This window comes from Pseudomonas sp. DCB_BI, assembly GCF_026240995.1.
Classification (GTDB): Bacteria; Pseudomonadota; Gammaproteobacteria; order Pseudomonadales; family Pseudomonadaceae; genus Aquipseudomonas.
In genome coordinates, this window is sequence record NZ_JAPFCG010000017.1 from 139,885 (window position 1) to 161,129 (window position 21,245).

A 21,245-nucleotide genomic window follows, 5' to 3' on the forward strand; every position below is an offset into this window, starting at 1 on the left:
CCATTTCAGAGCGTTACACGACTAGACCGAAGTCTTAGCCGAGGCTGATCTGTACTTCCACACCTGCCGCCAGATCAAGCTTCATCAGCGCGTCAACGGTTTTATCCGTTGGCTGGACGATGTCCAGAACACGCTTATGAGTGCGAATCTCGTACTGGTCACGCGCGTCTTTGTTGACGTGCGGGGAAACCAGAACGGTGAAACGCTCTTTGCGGGTAGGCAGTGGAATTGGACCACGCACTTGTGCACCAGTACGTTTCGCGGTTTCCACGATTTCCTGGGTGGATTGGTCGATCAGGCGATGGTCGAAAGCCTTCAACCTGATACGGATTTGCTGATTTTGCATTGGATTTCAGACTCCAGGCTGTTCCCAACGGACGCACTACGCCCGCTAAAAGGAGGCGTGATTCTATAGACGCCCCCATTTAGTGTCAACCCAATAAAAAAAACCCCCGCTGAGCGGGGGTTTTTTCAATCGGTCGAGTGATTACTCGATGATTTTGGCCACAACGCCGGCGCCGACGGTACGACCGCCTTCACGGATAGCGAAGCGCAGACCGTCTTCCATTGCGATGGTCTTGATCAGGGTAACAGTCATCTGAATGTTGTCACCTGGCATTACCATTTCAACGCCTTCCGGCAGTTCGCAGTTACCGGTCACGTCAGTGGTACGGAAGTAGAACTGTGGACGGTAGCCTTTGAAGAACGGAGTGTGACGGCCGCCTTCTTCCTTCGACAGGACGTAGACTTCTGCGGTGAACTTGGTGTGCGGCTTGACCGAACCTGGCTTGACCAGAACCTGGCCACGCTCAACGTCGTCACGCTTGGTACCACGCAGCAGAACGCCGCAGTTCTCGCCAGCACGACCTTCGTCCAGCAGCTTGCGGAACATCTCAACACCGGTGCAGGTGGTGGTGGTGGTGTCACGCAGACCAACGATTTCCAGCGGATCCTGAACGCGGACGATACCACGCTCGATACGACCGGTAACAACGGTACCACGACCCGAAATCGAGAACACGTCTTCGATCGGCATCAGGAACGGCTGGTCGATGGCACGAACTGGCTCAGGAATGTAGCTGTCCAGAGTCTCTACCAGCTTCTTAACAGCGGTAGTGCCCATTTCGTTGTCGTCTTTGCCTTCCAGCGCCATACGAGCCGAACCGATGATGATCGGGGTGTCGTCGCCTGGGAAGTCATAGGTGGACAGCAGGTCGCGAACTTCCATCTCGACCAGTTCCAGCAGCTCAGCGTCGTCTACCAGGTCAGCCTTGTTCAGGAAGACCACGATGTACGGAACGCCTACCTGACGGGACAGCAGGATGTGCTCACGGGTTTGTGGCATCGGACCATCGGCGGCCGAGCAAACCAGGATCGCGCCGTCCATCTGGGCAGCACCGGTGATCATGTTCTTCACGTAGTCAGCGTGACCTGGGCAGTCAACGTGAGCGTAGTGACGAATGGTCGAGTTGTACTCAACGTGAGCGGTGTTGATGGTGATACCGCGCGCTTTTTCTTCCGGAGCCGAGTCGATCTTGTCGAACTCAACGATTGCCGAACCGAAAACTTCGGAGCAAACGCGAGTCAGAGCTGCGGTCAGAGTGGTCTTACCGTGGTCAACGTGGCCGATGGTGCCGACGTTAACGTGGGGAAGGGAACGATCAAATTTTTCTTTAGCCACGACAGTGAACCTCTTGCCTAAAGGGGATTAGCCTTGTTTTTTAATGAGCGCTTCGACGATGTTCGACGGAGCCTCGGCGTATTTGGAGAATTCCATGGAGTAGCTTGCGCGACCCTGAGACATGGAACGAACGTCGGTTGCGTAACCGAACATCTCTCCGAGCGGTACTTCGGCGCGGACGACGCGGCCAGAGACCGACTCATCCATACCTTGGACCAGACCACGACGACGGTTCAGGTCACCCATCACGTCACCCAGGTAGTCTTCCGGGGTTACAACTTCGACCTTCATGATCGGCTCGAGAACCACGCCGCCGCCCTTCTGGGCCAGCTGCTTGGTTGCCATCGAAGCGGCGATTTTGAACGCCATTTCGTTGGAGTCGACGTCGTGGTACGAACCGTCGAATACCGTGGCCTTCAGGCCGATCAGAGGATAACCGGCAACAACGCCGTTTTTCATCTGTTCTTCGATACCCTTCTGGATCGGAGCGATGAATTCCTTAGGAATCACGCCACCAACGACTTCGTTGGAGAACACCAGACCTTCGGTGATGTTGCCCTTGTCGTCCTGATCTGGCTCCGAGAAACGGATCCAGCAGTGACCGAACTGACCACGACCACCCGACTGACGAACGAATTTGCCTTCGATCTCAACGCCGGACTTGGTGATTTTCTCGCGGTACGAAACCTGCGGCTTGCCGATGTTGGCTTCGACGTTGAACTCGCGCTTCATGCGGTCAACGAGGATGTCCAGGTGCAGCTCACCCATACCGGAGATGATGGTCTGGCCGGTTTCTTCGTCGGTCTTGACGCGGAACGATGGGTCTTCCTGGGCCAGCTTGCCCAGAGCGATACCCATCTTCTCCTGGTCAGCCTTGGTTTTCGGCTCAACGGAGAGCGAAATCACCGGCTCAGGGAAGTCCATACGCTCAAGGATGATTGGCTTATCGATGTCGCACAGGGTTTCGCCGGTGGTCACATCTTTCATGCCGATCAGCGCTGCGATGTCGCCAGCGAGCACTTCCTTGATCTCTTCACGCTGGTTGGCGTGCATCTGCACCATACGACCAACGCGCTCTTTCTTGCCCTTGACCGAGTTGATTACCGAGTCACCGGACTTCAGAACACCCGAGTAGACGCGAACGAAGGTCAGAGTACCTACGAACGGGTCGGTCGCGATCTTGAACGCCAGAGCCGAGAACGGCTCGTTGTCGTCTGCGTGACGCTCGTCCTTACGAACAGCCGGATCTTCTTTGTCCAGCTCCTTGTCATCCGGGTTGATACCCTGAATGGCAGGAATCTCGGTCGGAGCAGGCAGGTAGTCGATGACAGCGTCGAGAACCAGGGGAACGCCCTTGTTCTTGAACGACGAACCGCAGACAGCCGGAACGATCTCGCTGGCCAGGGTGCGCGCACGCAGGCCTGCCTTGATCTCTTCGACGGTCAGCTCACCTTCTTCAAGGTACTTGTTCATCAGCTCTTCGTTGGCTTCGGCAGCAGCTTCCACCATGTTCGCGCGCCATTCTTCGGCCAGCTCGAGCATGTCCGCAGGAATCTCTTCCTCGCGGTAGGTGGTGCCTTTGTCGTCTTCGTTCCAGTAGATAGCCTTCATCTTGATCAGGTCGACCTGACCCTGGAAGTTATCTTCCGAACCGATGGCCAGCTGAACCGGCACTGGGGTGTGACCCAGACGGTTCTTGATCTGACCTACGACGCGCAGGAAGTTTGCACCGGCACGGTCCATCTTGTTCACGTAAACAACACGTGGAACGCCGTACTTGTTGGCTTGACGCCATACGGTTTCGGACTGAGGCTCAACGCCGGAGGTACCGCAGAACACAACGACCGCGCCGTCGAGTACGCGCAGCGAACGCTCTACTTCAATGGTGAAGTCAACGTGGCCGGGGGTATCGATGACGTTTACACGGTAGTTGTCATACTGACCAACCGAACCTTTCCAGAAGGTGGTAACGGCAGCGGAGGTAATGGTGATACCGCGCTCCTGCTCCTGCACCATCCAGTCGGTGGTCGCGGCGCCGTCATGCACCTCGCCCATCTTGTGGCTCAGACCTGTGTAGAACAGGATCCGCTCGGTAGTGGTAGTCTTGCCCGCGTCAACGTGGGCACAGATACCGATGTTACGGTAGCGGTTAATTGCTGTAGTACGAGCCATAAAGCCCTCGCAAAATGATTGATGCTTGAATTAGAAGCGGTAGTGCGAGAACGCTTTGTTGGCTTCAGCCATACGGTGAACGTCTTCACGCTTCTTGACTGCAGCACCCTTGCCTTCGGCAGCATCCAGCAGCTCGCCGGCCAGGCGCAGAGCCATCGACTTCTCGCCGCGCTTGCGGGCGTAGTCTACGAGCCAGCGCATTGCCAGAGCGTTACGACGGGATGGACGAACTTCAACCGGAACCTGGTAAGTGGCACCGCCGACACGGCGGGACTTTACTTCGACCAGCGGAGCGATGGCGTCGAGAGCTTTCTCGAAGATTTCCAGGGGGTCGCTGTTCTTGCGTGCTTTGACGGTATCCAGAGCACCGTAAACGATGCGCTCGGCTACGGCCTTCTTGCCGCTTTCCATCACGTGGTTCATGAACTTGGCGAGGATCTGGGATCCGTACTTCGGATCGTCAAGGATCTCACGTTTTGCTGCTACACGACGTCTTGGCATGATAAGCCCTCAAACGGTCTTCAGGTTAGCCCGGGACGTGGGTCTTCGACCCCTGCCCGACCTTACTCTTATCGACTCAAAAAAATGGATGTCTGCAAACGGCCGATTACTTCGGACGCTTGGTACCGTATTTCGAACGACCCTGGTTACGGCCTTTAACGCCCGAAGTATCCAGAGAGCCGCGAACGGTGTGGTAACGAACACCTGGCAAGTCTTTTACACGGCCGCCACGAATCAGGACGACGCTGTGCTCTTGCAGGTTGTGGCCTTCACCACCGATGTACGAGGAAACCTCGAAACCGTTGGTCAGACGCACACGGCATACTTTACGCAGTGCCGAGTTAGGTTTTTTCGGCGTGGTGGTGTACACACGGGTGCACACGCCACGACGTTGCGGGCAGTTCTGCAGCGCAGGAACGTCGGACTTCTCGACCGAACGCTTACGCGGCTGACGTACCAGCTGGTTGATAGTTGCCATCTACTAGCTCCACTGATTGTCTTGCGACTCTATTGTCTTGCAAGAAAGCCAAAAATTGGCGAGACGGAGCCTCACCAAATTTAAGGGTACAAAAGTCTAAAGAGGATCTTGCACCCAGTCAAGACGAGGCCCCGGCCCTCCCCGCCCGATCATCGGCAACATTTCATGTCGCCGATGCCCGTTCGAGGCTTGCCGGGGCCCTGCCCTGTACTTAGTTACCGCTGGAATTCAGTGCTTCGGTCAGTGCGGCTTCCACCTCACTGGCGCTCACACGCAGCGGTTTGTCGGCATCACGGCGACGCTTGCGCTCGCTGTGGTAAGCCAGACCGGTACCAGCCGGGATCAGACGACCCACGACCACGTTCTCTTTCAGGCCGCGCAGGTAGTCGCGCTTGCCGGTTACCGCCGCCTCGGTCAGTACGCGGGTGGTTTCCTGGAAGGAAGCCGCGGAGATGAACGACTCGGTCGACAGCGACGCCTTGGTGATACCCAGCAGCACGCGGGTGAACTTGGAGATGAACTTGTCCTCGCCGGCGAGACGCTCGTTCTCTACCAGTACCTGGGTCAGTTCCATCTGGTCGCCCTTGATGAAGCTGGAATCGCCCGACTCGGAGATCTCGACCTTGCGCAGCATCTGACGCAGGATGGTCTCGATATGCTTGTCGTTGATCTTCACGCCTTGCAGACGGTAAACGTCCTGAATCTCGTTGACGATGTACTTCGCCAGCGCACTAACACCCAGCAGACGCAGGATATCGTGCGGATCGCTCGGACCGTCGGAGATTACTTCACCGCGGTTTACCTGTTCACCTTCGAAGACGTTCAGGTGGCGCCACTTCGGAATCAGCTCTTCGTACGGATCGCTACCGTCGGTCGGAGTGATGACCAGGCGACGCTTGCCCTTGGTCTCTTTACCAAATGCGATGGTGCCGCTGACTTCAGCCAGAATCGAGGCTTCTTTCGGACGACGCGCTTCGAACAAGTCGGCAACGCGCGGCAGACCACCGGTGATGTCACGGGTCTTCGACGTTTCTTGCGGGATACGCGCAATAACATCACCAACACCGATCTGCGCACCGTCGGCAACACCAACGAGGGCGTTGGCCGGCAGGAAGTACTGGGCAGGTACGTCGGTACCTGGCAGGTACAGATCCTTGCCAGCAGCATCGACCATCTTGATGGCCGGACGGATTTCCTTGCCTGCGGCAGGGCGATCCTTGACGTCCAGTACTTCAATGTTGGTCAAGCCGGTGAGCTCATCGGTCTGACGCTTGATGGTGATGTTTTCTTCCATGCCCACGAAGGTCACGGTACCTTTCAGTTCGGTAACGATCGGGTGGGTGTGCGGGTCCCACTTGGCGACGATGGCGCCAGCTTCGACCTTTTCACCTTCCTTGACCGAAATCACCGCACCGTAAGGCAGCTTGTAGCGCTCACGCTCACGACCGAATTCGTCGGCGATGGCCAACTCACCGGAACGCGACACGGCAACCAGGTTACCGTCGGCACGCTCAACCTGCTTGAGGTTGTGCAGGCGCACCATACCGCCGTTCTTGACCTGGACGCTGTCCGCAGCCGAAGTACGGCTTGCAGCACCACCGATGTGGAACGTACGCATGGTCAGCTGGGTACCCGGCTCACCGATCGACTGAGCAGCGATAACGCCGACAGCTTCACCGATGTTCACCTGGTGACCACGAGCCAGGTCGCGACCGTAGCACTTGGCGCAGATGCCGTAGCGGGTTTCGCAGTTGATCGGCGAACGCACGACAACTTCATCGATGCTGTTCAGCTCGATGAACTCGACCCACTGCTCATCAACCAGGGTACCGGCCGGAACGATGACGTCCTCGGTGCCTGGCTTGAACACGTCACGGGCAATGACACGGCCCAGTACACGCTCACCCAGCGGCTCTACAACATCACCGCCTTCAATGTGCGGCGTCATCAGCAGGCCCTGGTCGGTGCCGCAGTCGATCTCGGTTACTACCAGATCCTGGGCAACGTCTACCAGACGACGAGTGAGGTAACCGGAGTTAGCGGTCTTCAGTGCGGTATCCGCCAGACCCTTACGAGCACCGTGAGTCGAGATGAAGTACTGGAGTACGCTCAGACCCTCACGGAAGTTCGCAGTGATAGGCGTCTCGATGATGGAGCCGTCCGGCTTGGCCATCAGACCACGCATACCGGCCAGCTGACGGATCTGGGCTGCGGAACCCCGCGCACCCGAGTCAGCCATCATGTACATCGAGTTGAAGGACTCTTGCTCGACTTCCTTGCCTTCGCGGTCGATGACCTTCTCTTTCGAGAGGTTGGCCATCATCGCCTTGGACACTTCGTCGTTCGCCTTCGACCACAAGTCGATGACCTTGTTGTACTTCTCGCCCTGGGTTACCAGGCCGGAGGCGTACTGGCTCTCGATCTCCTTCACTTCGTCGGTAGCGTTACCGATGATGCGGGCTTTCTCGTCCGGGATAACGAAGTCGTTAACACCGATGGAAACGCCGGAAATGGTCGAGTAAGCGAAACCGGTGTACATCAGCTGGTCAGCGAAGATAACGGTCTCTTTCAGACCAACCACGCGATAGCACTGGTTGATCAGCTTGGAGATCGCCTTTTTCTTCATTGGCTGGTTGACCACGTCGTACGGCAGGCCTGCCGGTACAACCTGGAACAGCAACGCACGGCCGACAGTGGTGTCGACGATGCGGGTATTCTTGACCACCGAACCATCACGCTCTTTCACGGTTTCGTTGATACGAACCTTGATTTTTGCGTGCAGGGCAGCTTCGCCGGCGCGGAATACGCGGTCGACTTCCTGCAGGTCGGCGAACACGCGACCCTCGCCCTTGGCGTTGATGGCTTCACGGGTCATGTAGTACAGACCCAGTACAACGTCCTGCGACGGAACGATGATTGGCTCACCGTTGGCTGGCGACAGGATGTTGTTGGTCGACATCATCAGCGCACGTGCTTCGAGCTGGGCTTCCAGGGTCAGAGGCACGTGGACCGCCATCTGGTCACCGTCGAAGTCGGCGTTGTACGCGGCGCAGACCAGCGGGTGCAGCTGGATAGCCTTACCTTCGATCAGTACCGGTTCAAAGGCCTGGATACCCAGACGGTGCAAGGTCGGTGCACGGTTGAGCAGCACGGGGTGTTCGCGAATCACTTCGGCGAGAACGTCCCACACCTCTGGCAGCTCACGCTCGACCATCTTCTTGGCAGCCTTGATGGTGGTCGCCAGACCACGCATTTCCAGCTTGCCGAAAATGAACGGCTTGAACAGCTCGAGGGCCATCTTCTTCGGCAGACCGCACTGGTGCAGACGCAGGGTCGGACCTACGGTAATTACCGAACGGCCGGAGTAGTCCACACGCTTACCGAGCAAGTTCTGACGGAAGCGACCTTGCTTACCTTTGATCATGTCGGCCAAGGACTTCAGCGGACGCTTGTTCGAGCCAGTGATGGCGCGACCGCGACGGCCGTTGTCCAGCAGGGCGTCAACCGCTTCCTGCAGCATGCGCTTTTCGTTGCGCACGATGATGTCCGGCGCCGACAGATCCAGCAGGCGCTTCAGACGGTTGTTACGGTTGATCACCCGACGATACAGGTCGTTCAGGTCGGAGGTCGCGAAGCGGCCACCATCCAGCGGCACCAGCGGACGCAGGTCCGGCGGCAGTACTGGCAGGACGGTCAGGACCATCCACTCTGGCAGGTTGCCCGAGCCCTGGAAAGCTTCCATCAGCTTCAGGCGCTTGGACAGCTTCTTGATCTTGGTTTCCGAGTTGGTCTGCGGAATTTCTTCGCGCAGGCGGCCGATCTCGTGCTCCAGGTCGATAGCGTGCAGCAGCTCGCGGACAGCCTCGGCACCCATGCGGGCGTCAAAGTCGTCACCGAACTCTTCCAGCGCTTCGAAGTACTGCTCGTCGTTCAGCAGCTGGCCCTTTTCCAGGGTAGTCATGCCCGGGTCGATAACGACATAGCTCTCGAAATAGAGCACGCGCTCGATATCACGCAGGGTCATGTCCATCAGCAGGCCGATACGGGACGGCAGCGACTTCAGGAACCAGATGTGGGCAACCGGCGAGGCCAGTTCGATGTGCGCCATGCGCTCACGACGAACCTTGGCCAGGGCAACTTCAACGCCGCACTTCTCGCAGATTACGCCGCGGTGCTTGAGGCGCTTGTACTTGCCGCACAGGCACTCGTAGTCCTTGACTGGGCCAAAGATCTTGGCGCAGAACAGGCCGTCACGCTCAGGCTTGAACGTACGGTAGTTGATGGTTTCCGGCTTCTTAACTTCACCGAACGACCACGAACGGATCATTTCAGGCGACGCCAGACCGATGCGGATGGCGTCGAACTCTTCGACTTGACCCTGGTTTTTCAGCAAATTCAGTAGGTCTTTCAAGGCCTTTCCTCCTGGCGGAGCAGGGAGCGGGCATAACCTGCCCCACTCCCCTTCGCGTCACGTGTTATTCGGTTTCCAGATCGATATCGATACCGAGCGAACGAATCTCTTTGATCAACACGTTGAAGGACTCGGGCATGCCCGGCTCCATACGGTGATCGCCATCCACGATGTTCTTGTACATCTTGGTACGGCCGTTCACGTCGTCCGACTTCACTGTGAGCATTTCTTGCAGGGTGTATGCCGCGCCGTATGCTTCCAGCGCCCACACTTCCATCTCCCCGAAACGCTGACCACCGAACTGCGCCTTACCACCCAGCGGCTGCTGGGTAACCAGGCTGTAGGAACCAGTGGAACGCGCGTGCATCTTGTCGTCCACCAAGTGGTTCAGCTTGAGCATGTACATGTAACCAACGGTCACAGGACGCTCGAACTTGTTGCCGGTACGGCCATCGAACAGCACCATCTGGCCGCTTTCTGGCAGGTCTGCCAGTTTCAGCATGGCCTTGATCTCGCGCTCTTTGGCACCATCGAAGACCGGAGTAGCCATCGGCACGCCTTTCTTCAGGTTGTGGGCCAGAGCCAAGATCTCTGCGTCAGTGAACTCTTCGAGGTTTTCCTGACGACCGCCGATCTCGTTGTAGACCTCGGTCAGGAACACGCGAAGCTCAGCAGCTTTACGCTGCTCTTCGAGCATGCGGTCGATCTTCTCGCCCAGGCCCTTGGCCGCCAGGCCCAGGTGGGTTTCGAGGATCTGACCAACGTTCATACGCGAAGGTACGCCCAGCGGGTTCAAGACGACGTCGACCGGAGTACCGTTGGCATCGTGCGGCATGTCTTCAACCGGCATGATGACCGAGACAACACCCTTGTTACCGTGACGGCCGGCCATCTTGTCACCCGGCTGGATGCGACGGCGGATTGCCAGGTATACCTTGACGATCTTCAGTACGCCCGGCGCCAGGTCATCGCCCTGCTGCAGCTTGCGCTTCTTGTCTTCGAACTTGTCGTCCAGCAGACGGCGACGGTCGACGATGTACTGCTGAGCCTTTTCCAGCTGCTCGTTCAGTGCATCTTCAGCCATGCGCAGTTTGAACCACTGGCCGTGCTCCAGACCGTCCAGCACTTCGTCAGTGATCACGGTGCCTTTCTTCAGGCCCGCACCACCGTCGACCACTTGGCCGTTCAGGGCAGAACGCAGACGCTCGAAGGTTGCACCTTCGACGATGCGGAACTCTTCGTTGAGGTCCTTGCGGATCTCGTCCAGCTGCATCTTCTCGATGGCCAGTGCGCGGCTGTCGCGCTCAACGCCGTCACGGGTGAAGACCTGTACGTCGATGACGGTACCCTTGGTGCCGGTTGGCACACGCAGGGAGGTGTCCTTAACGTCGCTGGCCTTCTCGCCGAAGATCGCGCGCAGCAGTTTTTCTTCCGGAGTGAGCTGGGTTTCGCCTTTAGGCGTCACTTTACCCACCAGGATGTCGCCAGCGCCTACTTCAGCACCTACATAGACGATACCGGCTTCGTCCAGCTTGTTCAGTGCAGCCTCACCCACGTTCGGGATGTCCGCAGTGATTTCCTCTGGGCCGAGCTTGGTGTCACGCGCCACACAGGTAAGTTCCTGGATGTGGATGGTGGTGAAGCGGTCTTCCTGAACCACACGCTCAGACAGGCAGATGGAGTCTTCAAAGTTGAAGCCGTTCCACGCCATGAACGCGATGCGCATGTTCTGACCCAGAGCCAGCTCACCCATGTCGGTGGACGGACCGTCAGCCATGATGTCGCTGCGCTGAACCTTGTCACCTTTGCTCACCAGCGGACGCTGGTTGATGCAGGTGTTCTGGTTCGAACGGGTGTACTTGGTCAGGTTGTAGATATCTACACCTGCTTCACCGGTCTCGACTTCGTCGTCATTGACGCGAACGACGATACGGCTGGCGTCGACCGAGTCGATCACACCACCGCGGCGAGCTACCACGCAGACACCGGAGTCACGGGCAACGTTGCGCTCCATGCCGGTACCTACCAGCGGCTTGTCGGCACGCAGGGTTGGTACAGCCTGACGCTGCATGTTCGAACCCATCAACGCACGGTTGGCGTCGTCGTGCTCGAGGAACGGAATCAGCGAAGCAGCAACAGAAACAACCTGCTTCGGCGAAACGTCCATCAGGGTGACGTCTTCCGGCGCCTTGACGGTGAATTCGTTCAAGTGACGAACAGCTACCAGCTCATCGATCAGCTGCTTCTTCTCGTTCATCGCGGCCGAAGCCTGGGCGATGACGTGATCCGCTTCTTCGATAGCCGACAGGAACACGATATCGTCGCTGACAACGCCTTCCTTCACCACGCGGTACGGGCTTTCCAGGAAGCCGTACTGGTTGGTGCGGGCATAGGCTGCCAGGGAGTTGATCAGACCGATGTTCGGACCTTCAGGGGTCTCGATCGGGCACACGCGACCGTAGTGGGTCGGGTGTACGTCACGGACTTCGAAGCCAGCACGCTCACGGGTCAGACCGCCAGGGCCGAGTGCAGAGACGCGGCGCTTGTGGGTAATCTCGGAGAGCGGGTTGTTTTGGTCCATGAACTGGGACAGCTGGCTGGAACCGAAGAACTCCTTCACCGCGGCCGCTACCGGCTTGGCGTTGATCAGGTCTTGCGGCATCAGGCCTTCGCTTTCCGCCATCGACAGACGTTCCTTGACCGCGCGCTCAACACGCACCAGGCCAACACGGAACTGGTTCTCGGCCATCTCGCCGACGCAACGAACGCGACGGTTACCGAGGTGGTCGATGTCGTCGACGATGCCTTTGCCGTTACGGATATCGACCAGGGTCTTCAGAACCTCGACGATGTCTTCCTTGCTCAGAACGCCCGAACCTTCGATCTCGGTACGACCGATACGACGGTTGAACTTCATGCGGCCAACGGCGGACAGGTCGTAACGCTCGGCGCTGAAGAACAGGTTGTTGAACAGGGTCTCGGCAGCATCCTTGGTTGGCGGCTCGCCTGGACGCATCATGCGATAGATCTCGACCAAGGCTTCCAGCTGGTTGCTGGTGGTGTCGATCTTCAGCGTGTCGGAGATGAACGGACCGCAATCGATGTCGTTGGTGTACAGGGTCTCGATGCGGACAACCTGTGCCTTGGCGACCTTGATCAGCAGTTCGGTAGTCATCTCGGTGTTGCACTCGGCGAGAATCTCGCCGGTAGCCGGATGCACAATAGCCTTGGCAGTGGTGCGGCCAAGGACGTATTCCATAGGAACGTCCAGCTGCTTGACGCCAGCCTTCTCCAGCTGGTTGATGTGGCGCGCAGTGATACGGCGGCCTTGCTCAACGATGACTTTGCCGGTTTCGTCATGGATGTCCATGACCGCGACTTCACCACGCAGACGCTGCGGCACCAGTTCCAGGCTGAGCTTTTCGCCGGAAATGTGGAAGACGTTGGTGGTGTAGAAGGTATTCAGCACTTCTTCTGTGCTGTAACCCAGGGCGCGCAGCAGCACCGAGGCCGGCAGTTTGCGGCGACGGTCGATACGCACGAACACGCAGTCCTTCGGGTCGAACTCGAAGTCCAGCCAGGAACCGCGGTAAGGGATGATGCGAGCGGAGTACAGCAGCTTGCCGGAGCTGTGAGTCTTGCCACGGTCGTGGTCGAAGAACACACCAGGCGAACGGTGCAGCTGGGAAACGATCACACGCTCGGTACCGTTGATAACGAAGGTACCGTTCTCAGTCATCAGGGGGATTTCACCCATGTAGACTTCTTGCTCTTTGATGTCCTTGATCGCTTTGTTCGACGATTCCTTGTCGAAGATGATCAGGCGCACCTTGACCCGCAGTGGGACCGCGAAGGTCACGCCACGCAGGACACATTCCTTCACATCGAAGGCGGGTTCGCCCAGGCGATAGCCTACGTACTCCAGGGCAGCATTGCCGGAGTAGCTGATGATCGGGAATACCGATTTGAAGGCCGCGTGCAGGCCGACGTCGCGGAACTGATCCTTGGATGCTCCCGCTTGCAGGAATTCGCGATACGAATCCAGCTGGATGGCCAGAAGGTATGGCACATCCATGACGTCCGGCAACTTGCTAAAGTCCTTGCGGATACGTTTTTTCTCAGTGTATGAGTAAGCCATCAGCGTTCCCCAGCTTGGTCACCTGCTTGTTTGGCTTCTCCCGGCGGGAGCAGCCAGAAAATCGTGCAAACCCCTTGGTTTGCGCACCCACATGGGTGTCTTGCAGCGTGTTATCGGGGCCGGTACGACCAGCCACCAATAACGGAAAAAGGCCGGTGGCATAAGCCACCAGCCATCAGCCTTTTGCTCAACGCTCAGGCTGGCATCGCAAAGTCGAGATTACTTCAGCTCGACTTTAGCGCCTGCTTCTTCCAGCTTCTTCTTAGCGTCTTCAGCGGCTTCTTTCGAAACGCCTTCAGCTACAACCTGAGGAGCGCCATCGACTTTCTCTTTGGCTTCTTTCAGGCCCAGACCGGTCAGCTCGCGAACGGCCTTGATCACGTTCACTTTCTTGTCGCCGGCTTCAACCAGAACAACGTTGAACTCGGTCTGCTCTTCAACAACGGCAGCAGCAGCAGCTGGGCCAGCAGCGGCAACAGCAGCGGTAACGCCGAAGGTTTCTTCCATTGCTTTGATCAGCTCAACAACTTCCAGAACGGTTTTCTGGCCGATTGCTTCGATGATTTGTTCGTTAGTCAGAGACATGACTCAATCCTGTATTGGGGTGACAGCCTACGCAGCCATCAAATTAAACGTATGATTTTGAAAGAGTTCGCACGCCTTAGGCGGCGGTAGCTTCTTTCTGGTCGCGAATGGCTGCCAGAGTACGAGCCAGCTTGCTGGTGGCGCCTTGGATAACGCTCATCAGTCGTGCAATAGCTTCGTCGCGGGTCGGCAGGGTAGCCAACACGTCGATCTGGTTCGCTGCAATGAAATTGCCGTCAAACGCAGCTGCCTTGATCTCGAACTTGTCCTGACCCTTGGCGAACTCTTTGAACAGACGAGCAGCAGCGCCCGGGTGTTCGTTGGAGAAAGCAATCAGGGTCGGGCCTTTGAACGCGTCGTTGAGGATCGAGAATTCGGTGCCTTCAACAGCGCGCTTGAGCAGGGTGTTACGCACTACACGTACGTAAACGCCAGCTTCGCGGGCCTCTTTACGGAGTCCGGTCATTGCGCTTACAGTCACGCCACGGGCATCAGCCACAACAGCGGACAGAGCGACTTTGGCAGCCTCGTTGACTTCAGCGACGATGGCCTTCTTGTCTTCGAGTTTAATTGCCACGGGTTTACTCCTGGTTTTTACCGTTTCATCTGGCCGAAGCCGGATGTCGTTTTGGTGTCTGATTCGGTAACGAATCGGGAGCACCATCTGCGTGGGCTGGTGTTTTAAGGCTTGCGCCGCCTACGGTCTTGGATAGCCCCCGCCAGGCAGGGACCCCAATTTTTGCTGGTGGCGCGACAGGTCGCGCCACCATGTTCTTACACGTTCAGCGAGCTCTGATCGATGACCAGACCTGGGCCCATGGTGGTGCTCAGGGTAACGCGCTTAACGTAGATACCTTTCGAAGAAGCAGGCTTGATACGCTTCAGGTCAGCGATCAGGGCTTCAACGTTTTCCTTCAGCTTGTCAGCTTCAAAGCCGATTTTGCCAACGGAGGTGTGGATGATACCGTTCTTGTCGGTACGGTAGCGAACCTGACCAGCCTTGGCGTTTTTCACGGCAGTGGCTACGTCTGGAGTCACGGTACCAACTTTCGGGTTAGGCATCAGGCCGCGAGGACCCAGAACCTGACCCAGCTGACCCACAACGCGCATGGCATCAGGCGATGCGATGACGACGTCATAGTTCAGGTCGCCGCCTTTCATTTCGGCAGCCAGATCGTCCATACCTACACGGTCAGCGCCGGCAGCCAAAGCAGCTTCAGCAGCTGGACCCTGGGTGAAGACGGCAACGCGAACGGTCTTGCCAGTGCCGTGCGGCAGCACAGTAGCGCTACGTACGACCTGGTCGGATTTACGCGGGTCAACACCGAGGTTTACGGCGATGTCGTAGGACTCGACGAACTTGGCAGCAGGCAGCGAGGCCAGCAGGGTTGCCGCTTCTTCGAAGTTGTAGGCCTTGCCTGCTTCGATTTTCTCGGCGATTGCCTTTTGGCGTTTGGTCAGCTTAGCCATTACACACCCTCCACGTTCAGGCCCATGCTGCGGGCAGAGCCAGCGATGGTGCGTACAGCAGCGTCCAGGTCAGCGGCAGTCAGGTCAGCCTGTTTGGCTTTCGCGATGTCTTCCAGCTGAGCACGGGTAACGGTACCGACTTTAACGGTGTTCGGGCGAGCCGAACCACTGGTCAGGCCAGCAGCTTTCTTCAGCAGAACCGAGGCAGGGGTGCTCTTGGTCTCGAAGGTGAAGCTACGGTCGCTGTAGACAGTGATGATCACAGGAGTCGGCAGGCCGGCTTCTTGACCCTGAGTACGGGCGTTGAAGGCCTTGCAGAATTCCATGATGTTCACACCATGTTGACCCAGTGCTGGACCAACGGGTGGGCTTGGGTTGGCCTGGCCGGCCTTTACTTGCAGCTTGATGTAAGCCTGAATCTTCTTAGCCATGAGCTACTCCAAAATCGGGTACGAACGCCTGATGGCTCCCCGGATGACTTGCGTTTTATCCCAGTGACGACAAAACCCCGCAGCACACAGGGCTGCGGGGTATGGGATGCGTTGTCCGCCTAGACCTTTTCGACCTGGCTGAACTCGAGCTCCACCGGAGTAGAGCGACCGAAAATAAGCACTGCAACCTGCAGACGGCTTTTCTCGTAGTTAACCTCTTCGACACTACCATTGAAGTCTGCAAACGGACCATCAATGACTCGAACCACTTCGCCCGGCTCGAACAGCGTCTTTGGCTTCGGCTTATCGCTACCGTCTGCTACGCGACGCAGGATAGCCTCGGCTTCTTTATCAGTGATCGGCGCAGGCTTGTCTGCGGTACCACCAATGAAGCCCATCACACGAGGGGTATCCTTGACCAAGTGCCAAGTCCCTTCGTTCATCTCCATCTGGACCAATACATAGCCAGGGAAGAATTTACGCTCACTCTTGCGCTTCTGGCCATTGCGCATTTCGACTACTTCTTCGGTCGGGACCAAGATCTCGCCGAAACCGTCTTCCATGCCAGCCAGCTTGACGCGCTCGATCAGGGAGCGCATTACATGCTTCTCGTAACCCGAGTAAGCATGCACAACATACCAACGCTTAGCCACGGGACACCTTTAGCCAACGATCAAGGAGACCGCCCAGCCGAGCAGGGAATCAAGACCCCACAACAGCAGTGCCATAACCAGCACAACAGCCACGACAATGAGCGTGGTCTGGGTGGTTTCCTGGCGGGTCGGCCACACGACTTTACGAATCTCGGTACGAGCTTCCTTCGCCAACGCAAAGAACGACTTGCCCTTCGCAGTCTGCAGAGCTACAAAGCCCGCGACAGCAGCCAGGACGAGAAGTGCGAGAACGCGATACAGGATCGGAGAGGCGGAGTAGTATTGATTACCCACAACACCAACAACCACCAAAGCCACTACAGCCAGCCACTTGAACAGATCAAAACGCGATTCTTGGGCTTCAGTTTTGGGGGTCATCGAGGAGGATCCTGTAAGAAGAAAGCCATCACACCGAGGTGAAATGGCAGGTCAGGAGGGAATCGAACCCCCAACCTACGGTTTTGGAGACCGTCGCTCTGCCAATTGAGCTACTGACCTGTAACGCTGTATCAGGCCGGCCATTATACCGGCCTGATCAAGTAAATCAACTACTTATTCAATAATTTTTGCTACGACGCCGGCGCCGACGGTACGACCGCCTTCACGGATAGCGAAGCGCAGACCGTCTTCCATTGCGATGGTCTTGATCAGGGTAACAGTCATCTGAATGTTGTCACCTGGCATCACCATTTCAACGCCTTCCGGCAGTTCGCAGTTACCGGTCACGTCAGTGGTACGGAAGTAGAACTGTGGACGGTAGCCTTTGAAGAACGGAGTGTGACGGCCGCCTTCTTCCTTCGACAGGACGTAGACTTCTGCGGTGAACTTGGTGTGCGGCTTGACCGAACCTGGCTTGACCAGAACCTGGCCACGCTCAACGTCGTCACGCTTGGTACCACGCAGCAGAACGCCGCAGTTCTCGCCAGCACGACCTTCGTCCAGCAGCTTGCGGAACATCTCAACACCGGTGCAGGTGGTGGTGGTGGTGTCACGCAGACCAACGATTTCCAGCGGATCCTGAACGCGGACGATACCACGCTCGATACGACCGGTAACAACGGTACCACGACCCGAAATCGAGAACACGTCTTCGATCGGCATCAGGAACGGCTGGTCGATGGCACGAACTGGCTCAGGAATGTAGCTGTCCAGAGTCTCTACCAGCTTCTTAACAGCGGTAGTGCCCATTTCGTTGTCGTCTTTGCCTTCCAGCGCCATACGAGCCGAACCGATGATGATCGGGGTGTCGTCGCCTGGGAAGTCATAGGTGGACAGCAGGTCGCGAACTTCCATCTCGACCAGTTCCAGCAGCTCAGCGTCGTCTACCAGGTCAGCCTTGTTCAGGAAGACCACGATGTACGGAACGCCTACCTGACGGGACAGCAGGATGTGCTCACGGGTTTGTGGCATCGGACCATCGGCGGCCGAGCAAACCAGGATCGCGCCGTCCATCTGGGCAGCACCGGTGATCATGTTCTTCACGTAGTCAGCGTGACCTGGGCAGTCAACGTGAGCGTAGTGACGAATGGTCGAGTTGTACTCAACGTGAGCGGTGTTGATGGTGATACCGCGCGCTTTTTCTTCCGGAGCCGAGTCGATCTTGTCGAACTCAACGATTGCCGAACCGAAAACTTCGGAGCAAACGCGAGTCAGAGCTGCGGTCAGAGTGGTCTTACCGTGGTCAACGTGGCCGATAGTGCCGACGTTAACGTGGGGAAGGGAACGATCAAACTTTTCCTTAGCCATCGATACAATCCTCCGCAGAAGAAATAGTCTTGCGCTGATAAAACAAAGGCAGATATTTTCATATCTGCCTTGTTTAAATGGAGCTCTTGAGCGGATTTGAACCGCTGACCTCACCCTTACCAAGGGTGTGCTCTACCAACTGAGCTACAAGAGCGAAACACTTTGTGCAAAATCCAGCAAACTTGGAGCGGGTAGCGGGAATCGAACCCGCATCATCAGCTTGGAAGGCTGAGGTTCTACCACTAAACTATACCCGCGGAGCTTGCGGCTCTCGCTAAAACTGGTGGAGGGAGAAGGATTCGAACCTTCGAAGCTCTCGCAACGGATTTACAGTCCGTCCCCTTTGGCCGCTCGGGAATCCCTCCAGATGTGGCCGGCATTCTATGTGTCTGCCGTCCTAGTGTCAAGCGTTTTTTCAAATTTTTTCAATCAAATCTGAAACTTAGCTGCCTTGACACCGCTTCCGGTCCTGCCACCTGAGTGGTGTTCCCTGTGAAGCGGGCGCCATTCTATCAAGCTATTCGCCAGTTGCAATACCCTGGCAGAAAATAATTTTATGTTTTAAGTCTTTGAAATCATTGGAAAGAGACGAGAGCAACGTTTGGTCCAGCAACCGCTCGCTTTCAGAGGCCACCTTAAGCCAGCGACCATCAGCTCCCGGCAACTGCTTCTCTACTGGAGAGGTAGCAATGTCCAGGCTCAACAGACGCTGGCGCAGCGCCTCTAGCTGCTCGGGCGTCATCTCACCACCGATTACCAAGCATTCTTCACGGCGCTTTGGCGGCGTAGACACACCCGTTTCACGCAACAGACGGATTTCTTGCTGATTCCCCTTGTACAACGACAGGGGGGCGACTTCCTTGACCTTCAGCGGGGCTTCCTGCTGATGCCATACGTAATAAAAGACGTTGAGCACCAGTAACAGCAGAAACAACCAACGCATAGGCACCTCAATCCAATGGGCAGGCCATTGCCAGGCCAACGAAAACCAAGTCAGGCACGACACGCGCCTGCGGGATGGCATCCTTTACCAATGGCGCATCACCACCAGTGAGGAACACCGTGAACGCCTCCCCCCATAGAGCACGCGCTTGCTCAAGCTGAGTGCGAGCAAAACCCTGCAGCATCAACACACACCCGCGCTCGACTGCCTCGACAGTGGAACGGCCAGGCGACAGACTGACCAATGCGCGCTCGGCAGAGTCATCGTCATAGCGGATGCGGCGGGTATGCGTACGCAACTGGCTGCGCATCAATGGCATTCCCGGACAGATGTAGCCACCCAGGTGCTCGCCATCGGCGGCAACGAAGTCCGCTTTGGCAGCTGTACCCAGGTCAATGACCAGGCATGCCCCACCGGCCAGGTGAAAGGCGCCCAGCGCCGCCAGCCAACGATCCATGCCTAAGCGCTGATAATCGTCATAGCCATTGCGCACACCCGCCATTTCCTGAGCCGGGTGGGCAACCTGCGCCTGCACGGCGAATGCCTGGGCAATCACAGCGCACAGCGCATCGGTTTCCTCCTCGCTGCGCACACTGACAATGCGGCAGCCGGTGAGGCGCACCGCAACAAGTGCAGCCACTTCAGCCACCAGCGCCTGGTCGGTATCGACGATACCACCACCTGCAATCACTGCATCAGCGGCGTGGATTACCCGCCATTTAATGAAACTGTTACCGCAATCGAGCTCAAGAATCATCACGCAACCTCAAACTGAGCTCACCACCACTGAAGCTCTTTTCCACTCCGTCCACCTCAAGACGCAAACCGCCCTGCCCGTCGACGCCTAGCACCACACCATCTATACGCGTGCTACCCGCAACCAGCGAAACGGTGCGTCCCTGCCAAAGGTGCGCCTGCTCCCACTCCTCCTGGAATGCGGCAAAACCGTATCGACGATGGCGTGCCAACTCATGCTGCAGCTGCTGACTGAGCGAAGCTACCAAATGGTTACGGTCAATCGCCGCGCCCACCTCACGCCGCATCGAGGTCCACTGCTGATCGACCTGGTCGTTGACCTGCATGTTCACGTTGATACCGATACCCAACACTACATGACAGACATCCGCAGGATCACCCACCAACTCCAGGAGAATGCCGGTGATCTTCTGCCGCCGAACCAGAACATCGTTGGGCCATTTCAGACCCACATCCTTTACCCCGAACCCCTGCAGAGTACGCATGACCGCCAGCCCAACCACCAGGCTCAAGCCTTCGAGCTGGCGCATGCCGCCATCGACGCGCAGCACCAAACTGTAATAGAGGTTTTCGGCAAACGGGCTCACCCACTGGCGACCACGCCGGCCACGACCAGCGCTCTGGCGCTCTGCCAGAACCAGGAATGGCGCTGCCTGTCCTTCACTGGCAAGGCGCAGACCTTCGGCATTGGTGGAGTCGATGGTTTCGTGGATGAATACCGGCCACTGCTCGCCGCCACCAAACCCTGCGATCGCCTGTTCCTCTAGCAAAGCCAAGGGAGCCGCCAGCTGATAGCCGCGCCCACGGACTTTGTGAATGGTGAGGTTAAGCTCACTCTCCAGATGCTGCAGCTGCTTCCAAACTGCGCTGCGACTCACACCGAGGGCTGCCCCCAGAGCTTCTCCGGAATGGAACCGGCCGTCCTTGAGGAGATTCAACAACTTCAGCATGCCAGTCTCGACTTGGAATAAGGCAGGCATGATAGCCATGGGCTGTGGGCTTGCATAGGAAAAGGGCCGAATGCCCATGCCTGTCTTCCGACAGGTAGTGCAGTGGATCGCATGGGTTCGCCCGTGTTCGCGGGTCACGCCCGCTCCCACAGTGACCTGTGCCAGGTTGCAGACGTGTGCCTGGGCGCAGGCGTGTGCGAGGCTTGAAGGTTTCTCAGACCACAAAGACAAAACCCCTACCTGCATGTGCAGATAGGGGTTTTGCGAAATGAATCTTGACGATGACCTACTCTCACATGGGGAAACCCCACACTACCATCGGCGATGCAT

Annotated in this window: 17 protein-coding genes and 4 tRNA genes; all 21 read right to left on the reverse strand. The window is 57.3% G+C overall.

Features of this window, described 5'->3' with window-relative positions:
• Positions 1-34 precede the first annotated feature (34 nt).
• Positions 35-346, reverse strand: a complete 312-nt coding sequence (rpsJ, locus tag OO258_RS19145; RefSeq protein ID WP_003186070.1) for a 30S ribosomal protein S10 — start codon at positions 344-346, stop codon at positions 35-37.
• Between the two features lie 141 nt (positions 347-487).
• Entirely contained in the window at positions 488-1,681 is a 1,194-nt protein-coding gene (tuf, locus tag OO258_RS19150) for an elongation factor Tu (RefSeq protein ID WP_003255489.1), read from the reverse strand.
• A gap of 27 nt (positions 1,682-1,708) precedes the next feature.
• Complete coding sequence (gene fusA, locus OO258_RS19155; RefSeq protein WP_110745259.1) at positions 1,709-3,853, reverse strand: elongation factor G; 2,145 nt, start codon at positions 3,851-3,853, stop codon at positions 1,709-1,711.
• Positions 3,854-3,883: 30 nt separating this feature from the next.
• Positions 3,884-4,354 carry a 30S ribosomal protein S7 gene (gene rpsG / locus OO258_RS19160; RefSeq protein ID WP_003246741.1) on the reverse strand — a complete coding sequence of 157 codons (471 nt, stop codon included), beginning with the start codon at positions 4,352-4,354 and terminating at the stop codon, positions 3,884-3,886.
• A 106-nt stretch (positions 4,355-4,460) separates the two neighbouring features.
• The gene (gene rpsL, locus OO258_RS19165) at positions 4,461-4,832 is read right to left on the reverse strand and encodes a 30S ribosomal protein S12 (protein ID WP_003255492.1); all 372 of its coding nucleotides are present in this window, start codon (positions 4,830-4,832) and stop codon (positions 4,461-4,463) included.
• 211 nt (positions 4,833-5,043) lie between these two features.
• Positions 5,044-9,243 (reverse strand): DNA-directed RNA polymerase subunit beta', encoded by a 4,200-nt coding sequence (gene rpoC / locus OO258_RS19170; protein ID WP_110745260.1) that lies wholly within the window; start codon positions 9,241-9,243, stop codon positions 5,044-5,046.
• Positions 9,244-9,307: 64 nt separating this feature from the next.
• Entirely contained in the window at positions 9,308-13,381 is a 4,074-nt protein-coding gene (gene rpoB, locus OO258_RS19175; protein ID WP_110745261.1) for a DNA-directed RNA polymerase subunit beta, read from the reverse strand.
• Between the two features lie 219 nt (positions 13,382-13,600).
• Positions 13,601-13,966 (reverse strand): 50S ribosomal protein L7/L12, encoded by a 366-nt coding sequence (rplL, locus tag OO258_RS19180; protein ID WP_003255496.1) that lies wholly within the window; start codon positions 13,964-13,966, stop codon positions 13,601-13,603.
• A 76-nt stretch (positions 13,967-14,042) separates the two neighbouring features.
• Complete coding sequence (gene rplJ, locus OO258_RS19185) at positions 14,043-14,543, reverse strand: 50S ribosomal protein L10 (protein WP_003255497.1); 501 nt, start codon at positions 14,541-14,543, stop codon at positions 14,043-14,045.
• Positions 14,544-14,740: 197 nt separating this feature from the next.
• The gene (gene rplA, locus OO258_RS19190; RefSeq protein WP_003255499.1) at positions 14,741-15,436 is read right to left on the reverse strand and encodes a 50S ribosomal protein L1; all 696 of its coding nucleotides are present in this window, start codon (positions 15,434-15,436) and stop codon (positions 14,741-14,743) included.
• Positions 15,436-15,867 (reverse strand): 50S ribosomal protein L11, encoded by a 432-nt coding sequence (gene rplK, locus OO258_RS19195; RefSeq protein ID WP_003255500.1) that lies wholly within the window; start codon positions 15,865-15,867, stop codon positions 15,436-15,438. The genes rplA and rplK overlap by 1 nt, the downstream gene beginning before the upstream one ends.
• A gap of 119 nt (positions 15,868-15,986) precedes the next feature.
• Positions 15,987-16,520 carry a transcription termination/antitermination protein NusG gene (gene nusG / locus OO258_RS19200; RefSeq protein ID WP_003255501.1) on the reverse strand — a complete coding sequence of 178 codons (534 nt, stop codon included), beginning with the start codon at positions 16,518-16,520 and terminating at the stop codon, positions 15,987-15,989.
• A gap of 9 nt (positions 16,521-16,529) precedes the next feature.
• The gene (secE, locus tag OO258_RS19205; RefSeq protein WP_003257081.1) at positions 16,530-16,898 is read right to left on the reverse strand and encodes a preprotein translocase subunit SecE; all 369 of its coding nucleotides are present in this window, start codon (positions 16,896-16,898) and stop codon (positions 16,530-16,532) included.
• A 44-nt stretch (positions 16,899-16,942) separates the two neighbouring features.
• Positions 16,943-17,018, reverse strand: a tRNA-Trp gene (locus tag OO258_RS19210).
• 54 nt (positions 17,019-17,072) lie between these two features.
• Positions 17,073-18,266 carry an elongation factor Tu gene (gene tuf / locus OO258_RS19215; protein ID WP_003255489.1) on the reverse strand — a complete coding sequence of 398 codons (1,194 nt, stop codon included), beginning with the start codon at positions 18,264-18,266 and terminating at the stop codon, positions 17,073-17,075.
• Positions 18,267-18,344: 78 nt separating this feature from the next.
• A tRNA-Thr gene (locus OO258_RS19220) sits at positions 18,345-18,420 on the reverse strand.
• A gap of 29 nt (positions 18,421-18,449) precedes the next feature.
• Positions 18,450-18,523, reverse strand: a tRNA-Gly gene (locus OO258_RS19225).
• A 24-nt stretch (positions 18,524-18,547) separates the two neighbouring features.
• A tRNA-Tyr gene (locus tag OO258_RS19230) sits at positions 18,548-18,631 on the reverse strand.
• 152 nt (positions 18,632-18,783) lie between these two features.
• Positions 18,784-19,209 (reverse strand): hypothetical protein, encoded by a 426-nt coding sequence (locus OO258_RS19235; RefSeq protein ID WP_266032061.1) that lies wholly within the window; start codon positions 19,207-19,209, stop codon positions 18,784-18,786.
• A 7-nt stretch (positions 19,210-19,216) separates the two neighbouring features.
• Positions 19,217-19,966 (reverse strand): pantothenate kinase, encoded by a 750-nt coding sequence (locus OO258_RS19240; RefSeq protein WP_266032062.1) that lies wholly within the window; start codon positions 19,964-19,966, stop codon positions 19,217-19,219.
• The gene (gene birA, locus OO258_RS19245; protein WP_266032063.1) at positions 19,956-20,915 is read right to left on the reverse strand and encodes a bifunctional biotin--[acetyl-CoA-carboxylase] ligase/biotin operon repressor BirA; all 960 of its coding nucleotides are present in this window, start codon (positions 20,913-20,915) and stop codon (positions 19,956-19,958) included. The genes OO258_RS19240 and birA overlap by 11 nt, the downstream gene beginning before the upstream one ends.
• Positions 20,916-21,245 lie beyond the last annotated feature (330 nt).

Excerpts from the sequence above, each read along its gene's own strand:
- rplA (WP_003255499.1), bottom strand. The coding sequence starts at position 15,436 with ATGGCTAAGCTGACCAAACGCCAAAAGGCAATCGCCGAGAAAATCGAA.
- OO258_RS19240 (WP_266032062.1), bottom strand. The coding sequence starts at position 19,966 with ATGATTCTTGAGCTCGATTGCGGTAACAGTTTCATTAAATGGCGGGTA.
- tuf (WP_003255489.1), bottom strand. The coding sequence starts at position 18,266 with ATGGCTAAGGAAAAGTTTGATCGTTCCCTTCCCCACGTTAACGTCGGC.
- rplL (WP_003255496.1), bottom strand. The coding sequence starts at position 13,966 with ATGTCTCTGACTAACGAACAAATCATCGAAGCAATCGGCCAGAAAACC.
- birA (WP_266032063.1), bottom strand. The coding sequence starts at position 20,915 with ATGCTGAAGTTGTTGAATCTCCTCAAGGACGGCCGGTTCCATTCCGGA.
- fusA (WP_110745259.1), bottom strand. The coding sequence starts at position 3,853 with ATGGCTCGTACTACAGCAATTAACCGCTACCGTAACATCGGTATCTGT.
- rpsG (WP_003246741.1), bottom strand. The coding sequence starts at position 4,354 with ATGCCAAGACGTCGTGTAGCAGCAAAACGTGAGATCCTTGACGATCCG.
- rpsJ (WP_003186070.1), bottom strand. The coding sequence starts at position 346 with ATGCAAAATCAGCAAATCCGTATCAGGTTGAAGGCTTTCGACCATCGC.
- rplK (WP_003255500.1), bottom strand. The coding sequence starts at position 15,867 with ATGGCTAAGAAGATTCAGGCTTACATCAAGCTGCAAGTAAAGGCCGGC.
- rpoB (WP_110745261.1), bottom strand. The coding sequence starts at position 13,381 with ATGGCTTACTCATACACTGAGAAAAAACGTATCCGCAAGGACTTTAGC.
- OO258_RS19235 (WP_266032061.1), bottom strand. The coding sequence starts at position 19,209 with ATGCGTTGGTTGTTTCTGCTGTTACTGGTGCTCAACGTCTTTTATTAC.
- secE (WP_003257081.1), bottom strand. The coding sequence starts at position 16,898 with ATGACCCCCAAAACTGAAGCCCAAGAATCGCGTTTTGATCTGTTCAAG.
- rpsL (WP_003255492.1), bottom strand. The coding sequence starts at position 4,832 with ATGGCAACTATCAACCAGCTGGTACGTCAGCCGCGTAAGCGTTCGGTC.